The organism is Planosporangium mesophilum, assembly GCF_016863255.1.
GTDB classification, from domain to species: Bacteria; Actinomycetota; Actinomycetes; order Mycobacteriales; family Micromonosporaceae; genus Planosporangium; species Planosporangium mesophilum.
Genome location: NZ_BOON01000045.1, coordinates 13496 through 26926 on the forward strand (window position 1 = coordinate 13496; position 13431 = coordinate 26926).

Annotated in this window: 13 protein-coding genes; 4 read left to right on the forward strand and 9 right to left on the reverse strand. The window is 71.9% G+C overall.

Annotated features, from left to right (window positions below; genetic code table 11):
• Positions 1-18: 18 nt before the first annotated feature.
• Complete coding sequence (locus Pme01_RS22965) at positions 19-282, forward strand: S1 RNA-binding domain-containing protein (protein ID WP_168117380.1); 264 nt, start codon at positions 19-21, stop codon at positions 280-282.
• Positions 283-357: 75 nt separating this feature from the next.
• Here the strand turns inward: Pme01_RS22965 and Pme01_RS22970 are convergent, their stop codons facing one another.
• The 6 genes from Pme01_RS22970 to Pme01_RS22995 all read right to left on the reverse strand — a co-directional run bounded on the left by Pme01_RS22970 (position 358) and on the right by Pme01_RS22995 (position 7797).
• Positions 358-1701: a phenylacetate--CoA ligase family protein gene (locus tag Pme01_RS22970; protein WP_168117379.1), complete on the reverse strand. Its 1344-nt coding sequence runs from the start codon at positions 1699-1701 to the stop codon at positions 358-360.
• 26 nt (positions 1702-1727) lie between these two features.
• The gene (locus Pme01_RS22975; RefSeq protein WP_275408559.1) at positions 1728-2426 is read right to left on the reverse strand and encodes a nucleoside/nucleotide kinase family protein; all 699 of its coding nucleotides are present in this window, start codon (positions 2424-2426) and stop codon (positions 1728-1730) included.
• Between the two features lie 32 nt (positions 2427-2458).
• Entirely contained in the window at positions 2459-3133 is a 675-nt protein-coding gene (locus Pme01_RS22980; protein WP_168117378.1) for a response regulator, read from the reverse strand.
• Between the two features lie 28 nt (positions 3134-3161).
• A complete protein-coding gene (locus Pme01_RS22985) occupies positions 3162-4532 on the reverse strand; it encodes a sensor histidine kinase (RefSeq protein ID WP_168117377.1) in 1371 nt (456 codons plus the stop codon).
• 47 nt (positions 4533-4579) lie between these two features.
• Positions 4580-6520: an APC family permease gene (locus Pme01_RS22990; protein ID WP_239088402.1), complete on the reverse strand. Its 1941-nt coding sequence runs from the start codon at positions 6518-6520 to the stop codon at positions 4580-4582.
• A gap of 95 nt (positions 6521-6615) precedes the next feature.
• Positions 6616-7797 carry a metallophosphoesterase gene (locus Pme01_RS22995; protein ID WP_239088403.1) on the reverse strand — a complete coding sequence of 394 codons (1182 nt, stop codon included), beginning with the start codon at positions 7795-7797 and terminating at the stop codon, positions 6616-6618.
• A 59-nt stretch (positions 7798-7856) separates the two neighbouring features.
• On the opposite strand from Pme01_RS22995, the gene Pme01_RS23000 reads away from it, so the two are divergent.
• Entirely contained in the window at positions 7857-8801 is a 945-nt protein-coding gene (locus tag Pme01_RS23000) for a DUF5996 family protein (RefSeq protein ID WP_168117374.1), read from the forward strand.
• 9 nt (positions 8802-8810) lie between these two features.
• Positions 8811-9719, forward strand: coding sequence for an endonuclease/exonuclease/phosphatase family protein (locus tag Pme01_RS23005; RefSeq protein ID WP_168117373.1), 909 nt, complete (start codon positions 8811-8813; stop codon positions 9717-9719).
• A 50-nt stretch (positions 9720-9769) separates the two neighbouring features.
• Here the strand turns inward: Pme01_RS23005 and Pme01_RS23010 are convergent, their stop codons facing one another.
• The 3 genes from Pme01_RS23010 to Pme01_RS23020 form a co-directional block, all read right to left on the reverse strand.
• Complete coding sequence (locus tag Pme01_RS23010) at positions 9770-10216, reverse strand: DUF6789 family protein (protein ID WP_168117372.1); 447 nt, start codon at positions 10214-10216, stop codon at positions 9770-9772.
• 70 nt (positions 10217-10286) lie between these two features.
• Positions 10287-11270, reverse strand: coding sequence for a phosphotriesterase family protein (locus tag Pme01_RS23015; RefSeq protein WP_168117371.1), 984 nt, complete (start codon positions 11268-11270; stop codon positions 10287-10289).
• 142 nt (positions 11271-11412) lie between these two features.
• Entirely contained in the window at positions 11413-12090 is a 678-nt protein-coding gene (locus tag Pme01_RS23020; protein WP_203935816.1) for an IclR family transcriptional regulator, read from the reverse strand.
• A gap of 159 nt (positions 12091-12249) precedes the next feature.
• Here Pme01_RS23020 and Pme01_RS23025 point away from each other — a divergent pair, with 159 nt between their 5' ends.
• The gene (locus tag Pme01_RS23025) at positions 12250-13425 is read left to right on the forward strand and encodes an ABC transporter substrate-binding protein (protein WP_168117370.1); all 1176 of its coding nucleotides are present in this window, start codon (positions 12250-12252) and stop codon (positions 13423-13425) included.
• Positions 13426-13431 lie beyond the last annotated feature (6 nt).

A 13431-nucleotide genomic window follows, 5' to 3' on the forward strand; every position in this document is an offset into this window, starting at 1 on the left:
CGGAGAGGAGGTGATCGCATGTCCCGCCCCGAACACTCCAGTCACGAAAGCAACGGAGCCGGCTGGGCCGAGTTCGTCGCCCGGCACGGCGTCGGTGACGTCGTCGACGGCCAGGTCGTGAGCATCGTGCCGTTCGGTGCCTTCGTCCGCATCGGCGACGGCGTCGACGGGCTCGCGCCGAAGTCGCACTGGCAGGCCCTGCCCGACCTCGGATCGCGGATCCGGGTACGGATCGAAGCGATCGACGCGGATAACCAGCGCGTCGCGCTGCACCCGGCGTAACGGCCGGTTTCCGGGGGCTCGATTTCCGGGGACTCGGTTTCCGAGCGCTGGGGTCGAGCCCCCGGAAACCCCGCGTCACCGTTCGGCCGGGGTTTCCGGGGGCCCGGCCGGGTAGTCGACGAGCTGGAGCTTGTACTCGCTCCGCGGCAGCGTGCCAGGCCGTACCAGCTCCACACGCATCCGAGCGACGAGCTTCGCCCGAATGGCTGTCTCGATCTCACCGGCCAGGCCGTCGTCGGGCTGCTCCGCGTCGGCCAGTTCGACCAGCACCGTCGGGGGCTGGTCCTGTCGTACCCCGGTGATGCGCGGCCGGATGAGGACCGCCCCGCTCACCCTCGGCCGGAACTCATGCACCACCGCCCGTACCGCGGTCGGGAAGACGTTGACGCCCCGCACGATCAGGAGATCATCGGTACGCCCGACGCACCGGACCCGGACGCTGGTCCTCCCGCACGGGCACGGTCGTGCGTTCACCACGACCCGGTCGCGGCTGCGCAGCCGCAGCATCGGCACGGCCTCCCGCCGCAGCGCGGTGTAGACGAGTTCGCCCTCGGCGCCGTCGCGCCAGGCCAGGGGCTGCCCGGACGCCGGGTCGACCAGTTCGATGTGGACGTAGTCCTGCCCGCAGAAGTGCATCCCCTGCTGGTCGTCGCACTCGCCCCACAGCGACGGCGACACGTCGCCGATCCCCATCGCCTCGGTCACGATCGCGCGGAAGGCGGCCTCGAGCTGCGACCGGATCGCGGCCTCTCCCCCACCCGGCTCGCCGGCCAGGCACAGCCGCCGGACGCCGAGCCCCGCCGGGTCGAGGCCGCGCGCGGCGCACCACTCGGTCAGGTACAGCGCGTACGACGGGGTGCAGGCGAGCGTCTCGGCGCCGAGCCGCTGGAAGGCGCGTACCACCCGCTCGGTGTTGCCGCTGCCGACCGGGATCACCGTGGCGCCGATGGCGGTGAGCGAGTCCAGGACGGCGCCCGCGACGAACGGGCCGGCGTTGTACGTGAGGACGATCCGCTGCGCCGCCCGTACGCCCGCCGAGGTGTACGAGCGGGCGCCGATCCGCGACCAGGTGCCGAGGTCGGCGGCGGTGACCGGGATGTAGCAGGGCTCCCCGGTCGTGCCGCTGGTGGAGTACACGCGCCGGATACCGTCGGCGGGTGCGGCGAGGTGGTCGCCGTACGGCGGATGCTCCGCCTGGCTGCGCCGGATCTCGTCCTTGGTGGTGAAGGGCAGCGCGGCGATCCCGTCCAGGTCGCCGGCGTCGGTGGCGTCGGGGAAGCCGGCCTCGGTGAGCTTGCGCCGGTAGAAGGACGAGTGGTCGAACAGGTAGGCCAGCTGTACGCGGTACGCGTGCCGGTCGCGTTCCCGCTGAGCCGGCTCGGGACGGGTCTCGACTTCCGGATCGACGTGGAAACTCATGCTCACCTCCAGGATGGACACCATGGTCACCCGGCGGTGAGCGTCACCACCAGATCGCTGCGCGATCGGGTCGTCGCGATGAACTCCGCGTTGCGCTGGTCGTTGCCGTACGCCCGCTCGGCCGCCTCCGCCGGATCCCGGCCGTACGCGACGTGCCGGGCGACCAGGCGGGACAGCCGGGTCTCGTCGTCGACCTCCACGTACCAGGCCTCGTCGAGCAGGTCCCTGATCGCCGCCCACTCCCCCTGGTCGGCCAGCAGGTAGTTGCCCTCGGTGACCACCAGCGGCACGTCCGGCGGTACCGGGATGGCTCCGGCGATCGACTCCTCGATGTCCCGGCGGAACTCGGGTGCGTACACCGTCGCCGGCCCCGCTTCCCGCAGCCGGCGCAGCAGGCAGACGAAGCCGGCGGCGTCGAAGGTGTCGATGGCGCCCTTGCGGTGATGCCGGCCGAGCCGGTGCAGCTCGGCCTCGGCGAGGTGGTACCCGTCCATCGGCACGAGCACCGCCGCGGGCCCGAGCGCGGCCACGATCCGGGCGGCCAGCGTGGACTTGCCGGCGGCCGGGGCGCCCGTGATGCCGAGGATGCGCCGACGACCGTCCCGGATCAGCTCTCGCGCCCGGGCCAGCAGCTCGTCGACGTCACTGTCGTCGACGCCTCTGTCGTCGACAGAGCCACTGTCGTCGACAGAGCCACTGTCGTCTACAGCCAGGTGTTCGGTCACGGCTGGGTTTCCCGGTGCGCCACGATCAGAGGTTACGGGACGAACCGGTACCCCAGCCCCGGCTCCGTGATGAGGTACCGCGGCCGGGCCGGGTCGGGCTCCAGCTTGCGGCGCAGGTTGGCCAGGTGTACGCGCAGGTAGTTGGTCTCGGTCTGGTACTGCGGGCCCCACACCTCCCGCAGTAGCTGGCGCTGGGCGACGAGCTTGTCCGGATGCCGGGCCAGGATCTCCAGCAGGTGCCACTCGGTCGGGGTCAGCCGGATCTCGCCGTCCGGACCGGTGACCCGCTTGGCGGCCAGGTCGACGGTGAACGCCGCCGTGCTGATGACCGGCGCGTCCGGGGTGGGCGCGGCCCGGCGCAGCGCGGCTCTCACCCGGGCCAGCAGTTCGTCCATGCCGAAGGGCTTGGTGACGTAGTCGTCGGCGCCGGCGTCGAGCGCGGCGACCTTGGCGGCCTCGGCGTCCCGGGCGGAGAGCACGATGATCGGGACCCGGCTCCAGCCGCGCAGCCCCTCCACGACCGCGATGCCGTCCAGGTCGGGCAGGCCCAGGTCGACGATGGCCAGGTCCGGTGGTTGCCGGCCGGCGGTGGCCAGGCCGCCGGCCGCGTCCGTCGCGGTGTGGACCTGGTACCCATGGGCGGTGAGGTTGATCCGCAGGGCGCGCAGCAGGTACGGGTCGTCATCGACGACGAGAACACGAGTCATGGCGAGGCCGCGGGCGGGATCGTGATGGTCATGACGAGACCGCGAGCGGGATCGTGATGGTCATGGTGAGACCGCCACCTGGGGTGTCGGACGGGGTGAGGACGCCGCCCATCGCCTCGGTGAAGCCGCGGGCGATCGCCAGGCCGAGCCCGAGGCCGGTACCGCCGCGGTCGTCGAGGCGCTGGAACGGCGCGAAGAGCCGGTCGCGGTGCTCGGCGGGCAGGCCCGGACCATGGTCGACGACGCGCAGCGCGAGGCGTTGGCCGTCGAGGCGGCCCTCCAGGTGGACCGTACCCTCGGGCGGGCTCGCGGTCAGGGCGTTGGCGAGGAGGTTGGCGACGACGCGCTCGAGCAGCCCGGGGTCGGCCAGGGCCAGCGGCAGGTCGTCGGGGACGTCCACCTCGACGCCGGTACGGCCGGGGGTGTGCAGTACCGCCTCGGCCACGACGGCGTCGAGCGCGACCGGCCGCGGATCGGCCGACAGCACCCCCGCCCGCAGCCGGCTCACCGACAGCAGGTTCTCGACGAGGTCGACCAGGCGGTCGGTGGATTCCTCCACTGTGGACAGCAGTTCGGCCCGGTCCTCGGGGACCCAGGCGACGTCGGGCTGGCGCAGGCTGGACACGGCCGCCTTGATCGCCGCGAGAGGGGTACGAAGGTCGTGGCCGACGGCGTTGAGCAGAGCCGCCCGCAGCCGGTCGATCTCGGCCAGATCGCGGGCCCGGGCCGCCTCGTCGGCCAGCCGCTGGTTCTCCCGCAGCCGTGCCGCGGCGGCGACGAGCCGGGCGAGCGTACCGCGGTCCTCGGCGAACACCGCCGGCCCCCACGCGGCCAGCCGCAGCCCCGGCACCTGCGAGGCGCGCCCGTCACCGTCCACGCTCAGGGCCGGCTCACCGTCCGGCACCGGGCCGACCCGCGCCACGGCGCGGTCGGCCTCGAACAGCGCGACCGAGGTCATGCCGTAACTGTCGCGCACCCGCTTCAGCAGCGTGGTCAGCGAGTCGGGTACCGCGGGCGCGGCGCTGATCTGGGCGAGCAGGCCCGCCTCGACCGACCGGCGGGCCGCCGCCGCGCGGTGCCGGGCGGCGACGTCCACGGCCACCGCGACGGTGGCCGCCACCAGCACGTACACCACGAGCACGACGACGTTACCCGGGCTGTCGACGACCAGGGTGTGGTAGGGCGGCACGAAGAAGAAGTTGACCAGCGCGTCGGCGGCGAGCGCACCGGCCAGCGCGGGCCACGCCCCACCGGCGACCGCGGCCGCCAGTACCGGTACCAGGTAGAGCAGCGTCACGCCGGCCAGCGACAGGTCCCCGCGCAGCGGCAGCAGTACGGCGGTGGTCCCGGACAGCCCGGCCACGCCGACCACGGTGCCCAGCCAGCCTCGCCGCACCATCCCGGCATTGTGCACCCCGTTCCTATGATCCTGGAACGTTGGTGCCGCTACGACGACGCCACCTTGCCGTGATCATGGGAGAAGGAGGAGCGGAGCTGCCACGGCACGCTGATCACCATGACCTGGCGCTGGAACAGCAGCCGCGTTTTCAACCGCAGCGCGCTCTGGTTGTGCAGCAGCTGCTCCCACCAGTGGCCCACCACGTACTCGGGGAGGTAGACCGCGACCAGGTCGCGCGGCGCGTCCCGGCGCAGCGCCGCGACGAAGTCCAGGATCGGGCCGGTGATGTCGCGGTACGGCGAGTCGAGCACGGTCAGCGGTACCGGGATGCCCCGCTCGGCCCACCGGGCCTGCAACGCCCGCGCGTCGGCCGGCGAGGTCGCCACGGTCACCGCGGTCAGCGTGTCGGGCCGGCCGGCGCGGGCGAACGCGAGCGCCCGCAGGGTGGGCCGGTGCAGCCGGGACACCAGGACCACGGCGTGGATGCGCGCCGGGAGCACCTCCCCGCGCGCCTGGGGTTCGAGTTCGGCGCTGACCCGGTCGTAGTGCCGGCGTACGGCGCTCATCATCGCGTACAGCAGCGGCATCGCAATGATCACCAGGTACGCGCCGTGGCTGAACTTGGTCGCCAGCACGATCACCAGTACCAGCGCGGTGAACGCGGCGCCGACGGCGTTGATGGCGCGGGAGCGGTGGATTCGCCGGCGCGCCGCGGGGTCGCGCTCGGCGGCCAGGGCCCGGTTCCAGTGCCGCACCATGCCCGCCTGGCTGAGCGTGAACGAGGTGAAGACGCCCAGGATGTACAGCTGGATCAGCCGGGTCACCGAGCCGTCGAAGGCGTAGATCAGCCCACCCGCGACGACGGCCAGCACGATGATCCCGTTGGAGTACGCCAGCCGATCACCCCGCGTGTGCAACTGCCGGGGCAGGTACCGCTGCTCGGCCAGGATCGCGCCCAGCAGCGGGAACCCGTTGAACGCGGTGTTGGCCGCCAGGATCAGGATCAGCGCGGTGGTGGCCTGCACGAGGTAGAACCCGGCACTGTGGTCGCCGCCGAACACCGCCGCCGCCAGCTGCGCGATGACCGTACGCTGCGCCGCCGTGGTGCAGTCTCCGGGGAAGCCGACCAGGCTGCAGGCGTTGTCGGCGATGCGCACGTGCGCGATCAGCGCCAGCGCCGTGATACCGGCGAACATGGTGATCGCCAGCGCACCCATCGCCGCCATGGTCCGGGCGGCGTTCTCGCTCTTGGGCGGCCGGAACGCCGGTACTCCGTTGGAGATCGCCTCCACCCCGGTGAGCGCGGTACAGCCGGAGGCGAACGCGCGCAGCGCCAGCAGCGTGAGCGCCAGGCCGGTCAGCCCGACCTGATGGGGTCGCACCTGCCAGCCGGCCGACTCGGCCACCGGCGGGTGCCCGACCGCGGTCCGGCCCAGGCCGACCGCGATCAGCACGAGCACCCCGGCGATGAACAGGTACGTGGGTACCGCGAACGCACGGCCCGACTCCCGCACGCCGCGCAGGTTCATCGCCGTCAGTACCGCGACGAAGGCGAGGTTGATGCCGACCCGGTGCGGGTTGAGCGCGGGTACCGCGGAGATGATGTTGTCCACCCCGGCGGCGACCGAGACCGCGACCGTCATCACGTAGTCGACCATCAACGCGGCGGCCACCGTGAGGCCGGCCGCCCGGCCCAGGTTGCGCGACGCCACCTCGTACGAGCCGCCGCCGCCCGGGTACGCCCGCACCACCTGCCGGTACGAGACGACGACCACCGCGAGCAGCACGACCACCGCGATCCCGATCCAGGGCGCGAGGTACAGGTACGCCAGCCCACCGAGGGTGAGCACCAGCAGGATCTCCTGGGTCGCGTACGCCACCGAGGACAGCGGATCGCTGGCGAAGATCGGCAGCGCCAGCCGCTTGGACAGCAGCTGCTCACCGAGCCGGTCGCTGGGCAGCGGACGGCCGACGAGCAGTCTTTTCACCCACGTCACCACGGTCACAGCAAACCGCGCGGCTACCCGGATCCGACCGATCTTGACGCGTTCTTCGCGGCCGTACCGTCAATCTTGTCGCGTTCTTAACCCGCCGCCCTCAACGTGAGCAGGGTGATCTCACTCGGCGCGAAGATCCGGAACGGTGGCCCCCAGAAGCCGGTCCCCCGGCTCGTGTACAGCTGGGTCTTCTCCCCGTGCCGGCTCAGCCCGGCGACCACGGGCTGGTCGAGGCGTACCAGGTAGCGGAACGGCCAGATCTGGCCGCCGTGGGTGTGCCCGGACAGCTGGAGGTCGACGCCGTACTCGACCGCCCCGTCGATCTGCTTCGGCTGGTGTGCCAGCAGCAGGACCGGCGCGTCCGGGTCGGCGCCGGCGAGCGCGGCGGCGTGGTCGGCGCGGTGACCGGGGGTGCCGGTGGACGCGGCCGTCCGGTCGTCGACGCCGGCGACGACGAGCCGGGCGCCGTCGCGCTCCACCACGATGTGCCGGTTGTGCAGCGGCTCCCAGCCGAGCTCGCGCATGTGGTCGAGCCAGCCCTGGGCCTGCCCGAAGTACTCGTGGTTTCCGGTCACGTAGGTCCTGGCCAGCCGGGCCTTCACCACGCCGAGCGGCGCGGCCTGCTCCCGGCGGCGCTCGACGGTGCCGTCGGCGATGTCGCCGGTGTGGCACACCACGTCGGCGTCGAGGGTGTTGACGGCCTCGACGACCCGGGCCGACCACCGGGCCCGGTTGATCGGGCCGTAGTGGGTGTCGGTCAGCAGCACCACCCGTACGCCGTCCAGACCGGCGCCCAGCCGCGGGATCGTGACCTCCACCCGCCTGATCCGGGGCAGCCGCATCGCCTCCACGTACCCCCACAGCAGCAGGATCAGCGACACGGCGGCGACCGCCACCGCGACGATCCGCGACCGGGCCGGGTCGGCGACGCCGGCGATCACGAGGGCGAGCCGCAGCCCGTTGCCGAGCAGCGACCAGGCGAACAGCACCCAGACCACGCCGAGCATCGTGTCGCCGAGGCGGGCCGCCCGGTCCCGGTGACGGCCGTGACCGTGGAACATCAGGATCGGAAGCGCGACGAGCGCCCCGGCGAACAGCACCGTGCCGGCGACCACGACGGTGCCGGGCCAGCGGGCACCCGCGACGACCAGGGTCCACCACGGCACGCCGAACAGCAGCGCCAGGACGACGGTGATCGTCGCGGCGAACCGTAACCGCAGACGTGATCGCTCGGCGGCCGCCGCCGGTACGGCCTCGGTAGTTGACACGTTGTCCTCCCTCAATCCCGGTCCGTGCAGCATGACACGCGTGGCGGGATGGTGGTGCCATGGACCTGTTCCCCCCGATGCCGCTGGCCGACTGGCACGAAACGAAGTCCACTCTGCACCGGTTCGCGCAGGTGGTAGGCAAGATCCGGCTCGCCGCCGGCGTGCGGCGCAACCACTGGTGGAACGTGCCGTTCCACGTCACCGGGCGTGGCATCACCACCCGCCCGATGGGCCAGGTCGACGGCAACCCGATCTTCACGATCGACTTCGACTTCGTCGACCACCAGTTGGTCCTCGCCGCCGGCGACGGCGCGTCGGTGTCGTTTCCCCTGTACGGCCGATCGGTGGCCGCGTTCTACCGGGACACCCTGGCGGCCCTGGAGGCCGTCGGCGTACGGGTGAGCCTCGACCGGCCGGTACCGTTCGACCTGCCCGACTCCGACCGGCCGTTCGCCGACGACACCGAGCACGCCGGCTACGACCCCGTCTGGGGCAACCGGTACTGGCAGGTCCTGAGCCGGGTGAACCTGATCCTGGAGGAGTTCGCCGCCGGGTTCTCCGGCAAGGCCAGCCCGGTGCACCACTTCTGGCACACCTTCGACATCGCGCACACCCGGTTCTCGGATCGCCGCGTCGTCGCGCCGCCGGCGGTCGACTCGGTCACCCGCGAGGCGTACTCGCGGGAGGTGGTCAGTTTCGGCTTCTGGTTCGGTGACGAGAGCTTCCCCGCGCCCGCGTTCTACTCGTACACCGCACCGGAGCCCCCGGGGCTGGCGGCCGAGCCACTGGTACCGGAGGCCGCCGAGTGGACCGAGCGCCGCGGAAGTCACCTCGCCGTGCTTCGATATGACGATGCCCGTGCCGAGCCCGACCCGCGCACCGCGGTGCTCGACTTCTACGAGAGCGCCTACCAGGCCGGAGCCCGGCTCGCCGGCTGGGACATCGCCGGCCTCGCCTGCCCCGGGGGCATCACGGATCCGCACCACTGGCTGCCGCTTCGTTAGGAGACCCGGATGACGCTCAGGAGCCGACGGTCCCTGCTCGGTACGCTCGCCGCGTCGGTCGCGTTCGCCGTCGGCGCAGTAGCACCAGTAAGCGCAGTACCCCCGGCAAGCGCAGTACCACCAGCAGGCGCGGCGCCCGCCGCACCAGCGGCACCCGACGACAACGCCCGGGCGACCTGGCTGCGGGTGGCCACGTACAACATCCACGCCGGCGCCGGCGAGGACAACGTCTTCGACCTCGGACGTACCGCGGACACGCTGCGCTCACTGCACGCCGACGTGATCGGCCTGCAGGAGGTCGACGTGCACTGGGGTGCCCGCAGCGACTTCGTCGACGAGGCTCGTGAGCTGGCCGTACGGCTGAACATGCGGGTCTTCTTCGCCCCCGTCTACGACCTCGACCCGGCCATCGAGGGCGCGCCGCGCCGGCAGTTCGGGGTGGCGGTGCTCAGCCGGTACCCGATCACGCGCGCCGAGAACCGCGAGATCACCCGGCTGTCCACCCAGACGCCCAACCCGGCACCCGCCCCCGCGCCCGGCTTCCCCGACGTGACCGTCAACGTCCGGGGCGTACCCGTGCACGTGTACTCGACGCACCTGGACTACCGCTCCGACCCCTCGGTCCGCCGTGCGCAGGCCACCGACATGCTCAAGATCCTGGCCGCCGACCCGGGGCCGAAGGTACTGGTCGGGGACTTCAACGCCGAGCCGCAGGCCCCCGAACTGGCCGAGCTGTGGCAGCGCGGGCTGCGGGACGCGGCGCCGGACGGCGGCGGCACCTACCCCGCCGCCGACCCGGTCAAGCGCATCGACCTCGTGACGGTCTCGCCCGAGATCATGGTCCTCGGCGCGCGCGAGGTCGCCACCACCGCGTCCGACCACCGCCCGGTCGCCGCCGACATGCTGGTACGCCGCTAGGCGGACCTCCGCGCCGCTGGTCCTCGGCACGGTCCGCGAGGCTGCGTCCGCTAGTCCTCGGCGCGGTCCGCGAGGATCTGCCCGAGGACCGCGCCGTAGATGACGTGCGCGGTGAGCATCGTCCAGGCCCGGCGGGGCTCGTCGCGGTGGGCCGGCGGCAGTATGCCGATCGCGGGAATCCAGCCGAGGTAGGAAACGCCCCACACGGCCAGCCCGAACGCGACGCCGCGCGGAATCGTGGACCGGGGAACCGCCGCCGCGTACAGGGCGCCGGCGCCGACACCGAAGCCGAGGTGCGCCACCCCCGACGCCAGTACGGTGCCCGGGCCGCGCCGGCGCGCCGGTAGCCCGGCGCGCCTGGCCAGCCGCCGTACCAGCTTCTTGGGCGCCTGCTCTCCGTGCGGCCCGGTCAGGTCACGGGCCACCATCCACCCCGTCATGACGACGGTGGCCAGTGCGCCACCGACCGATCCCGTGGCGATACGTTCGGCGCGCATCGGGCCTCCTCGGATACGCAGCGGTGAGTGAGCCTGCAATCCGTTGGGGTTTACCCGCGCGCCGGTCGCGCTAATCGCCGGCGAGGACGCGCCGCGGCACGTCGACCAGCATCGTGGTGAGCTGGTCGTCGGTGACGCCGTGCTCCCGGAGGTAGGGCAGCACCTCCTTGTCGATATGCAGATAGTTCCACTGCGGCAGGAAGGCCATCACGTTCGGGTCGATCCAGTCGATGTAGCAGGACGCGTCCTGGGACAGCACCATCCGGTCGGCGAAGCCCCGGCGGCACAGCTCCACGACCGTGTCGGCCCGCGCCTCGAACGTCGTGTCGAGGTTGATGCCGAACCGGTCCATCCCGAGCACGAACCCGGCCTCGGCCAGCTCCGACAGGTGGTCGACGTCGGCGGAGTCGCCGCTGTGCCCGAGCACGACCCGGCGCGGGTCGACCCCCTCGGAGTCGCACAGCACCCGCTTGACGTGCAGGCCGGTACGGCTGCCGGGGTGGGTGTGCACGGTGATCGGCGTACCGGTCTGCAGGTGCGCCTTCGCCACCGCCCGAAGCACCCGCTCGACGCCCGGCGTCAGCCCCGGCTCGTCGATGGCGCACTTGAGCATGCCGGCCTTCACGCCGGTACCGGCGATCCCGTCGGTGATGTCACCGACGAACATCTCCACCATCGGGTCGGGCACCTCGGCGCCGACGACCGCGTTGAGCGCCGGCCCGCGGTGGCGGAAGAAGAACGGCACGTCCTCGTAGGTGTAGCAGCCGGTCGCCACCACGATGTTCAGGTCGGGTACCTGCTCGGCGATGCGCTGGACGCGCGGGATGTACCGGCCGAGGCCGAGGACCGTCGGGTCGACGATGGTACGCACGCCCTGCGCGGCCAGTTCGCGCAGCTTGGTCACGGCGTCGTCGACGCGGGTCTCCTCGTCACCCCACTCCCCCGGGTAGTTCTGCTGCACGTCGGCGGAGAGGACGAAGATGTGCTCGTGCATGTACGTGCGGCCCAGGTCGGCGCTGTCGACCGCGCCTCGGACGGTGTTGACCGGTGACATTCAGCGCAGCTCCTTCTCGAGGTTCTTGCCGGTCGGCCCCTTCGGTATCCCCTGCTCCCGATGTGTGGTACGGGTCACCGGAACATACCGGTCGGCGCTACGGTGGGGACAGCCCCTTCGGGGCAGCGGAGAGACAGCCGGCTCAGGGCAGTCGCGCGGCGACGGCGGCCGCCGCAGCCGCGACCCGCGCACCCAGTACGGCCCTGTCGGTGTCCTCCGCGACGTAGACCACCGCCACCGACGCCGGCACGTCGCCGCGACGGTCGACCACGGGCGCGGCGACGGAGCGCATCCCCGACAGCACTTCGCTGTACGAGTACGCCCACCCGGCGGCCCGGGCGGCCGTGACGCGCGCGGGGTCGTCGGGCTGCGGCGGGCGCCCGGCAAGGACGGCGATGCCCGGCGCGCCCCTGGTGACCGGGTGCCGGTTGCCCGGCCGGTACGCGACGTGCACGTTGGCGCGCCGGGGTTCGACGCTGAGCAGCGTGACCACGTCATCGCCCTCCGGCACGACGATGAAGGCGGTCATGCCGACGTCGTCGGCGAGGTCCGACAGCGCCGCGAGCGCGGCGGACTGCAGCGCCGAGTTGACCGAGCGCGCGAGCGCGGGCAGTCCGAGGCCGAGTTCGTACAGCCCGTCCCCCGTACGGGCGACGAGCCGGTGCTCTTCGAGGGTGCGCACCATGCGATAGACGATGGAGCGATGGACCCCGATGGATCGGGTGAGGTCGACGATCGACATCGGCCTGTCGGCCGCCGCGAGGACCTCCAGCACTCGCAGCCCCCGGTCCAGGGTCTGCGAGTACGGCGCCTGCGTCACGGGTGCCAACCTTCCGCTCGGGTCCGTACGGTCTTGTGCCAAGACATCGATGAGGACTAACCTCTCGATTCATTATTAGAACATCCCGTTCCATTATCGAACAGCCACCGGTGCAAGCCGGCCCACGTCGCCGGCAGCCGTGACGTCAGGGAGCGAGTGATGGTAGGGACCCGGGGAGTCGGCACCGTCGCGGCGATTGCGGCCCTGCTGGTCGCGGCCGGCGGGTGCGCCGAGAAGAGCGGCACCACCGGCACCGGCAACAACACCGGCCCGATCAGGATCGGCGCGGTGCTCGACATCACGGGTGCGGGCGCGAGCCTGGGCGTACCGGAACGCATGACCCTCGAGATGCTCACCAGCCAGGTGAACGAGGCCGGTGGCGTCAACGGGCGCAAGATCGAGCTGATCACCGAGGACAACAGGTCCACAGAGGACGGCGCCGCCAAGGCGATGAACGTGATGCTGTCCAGGAACGTGGACATCGTCATCGGCGCGAGCCGGACCGGGCCGAGCCTGGCGATGCGTCCGCTCGCGGAGTCCAACAACGTCCCGATGATCTCGCTGGCGGCCAACGCGAAGATCGTCGAAGGTGCGAAGTGGACGTTCAAGACGGCCCAGAACGACTCCGCCGTCCTGCAGAACATCGTCGACCACGCCAAATCCAAGGGGTGGAAGAAGGTCGGCCTGCTGCGTGACTCTTCCGGGTTCGGCGAGGGGGTCGCCGAGACCCTGAACGAGCTCGGCAAGCCGTCCGGGATCTCGGTGGTGGCCACCGAGAAGTTCGCCCCCGACGCCACCGAGTTCACCGCGCAACTGATCAACCTCCGCAACGCCAGGGCGGACATGAACCTCATCTGGGGGATCCCGCCCGCGGCCGCGCTGGCCCAGAAGGCGTACCAGCAGCTCGGAATCACCACCCCGGTGATGCAGAGCCACGGCATCGGCAACCAGGTCTTCCTCGAAACCGCCGGCACCGCCGGCGACGGGCTGGTGGCGCCGCTGGGTCGGCTGGTCGTGGCCGACCAGCTCCCCGACAGCGACCCGCAGAAGCAGGTCCTCACCAAGTTCCTGGTCGACTACGACCGGACGTACCGGGCCCGCCCGTCGACCTTCGCCGGCCACGCGTACGACGCCTTCCAGCTCGCGGTCGAGGCGTTCAAGGCGGCCGGTACCGACCGGCAGAAGGTACGCGACCACCTGGAGCGGGTGAAGGGCTTCGTCGGGGTGACCGGCGTGTTCACCATGACCCCGGACAACCACTCCGGCCTCGGCAAGGACGCCCTCGTCATGGTCACCGTCAACGCCGGCTCGTGGCAGATCCTGCCGGGCAGGTAGCCGCTC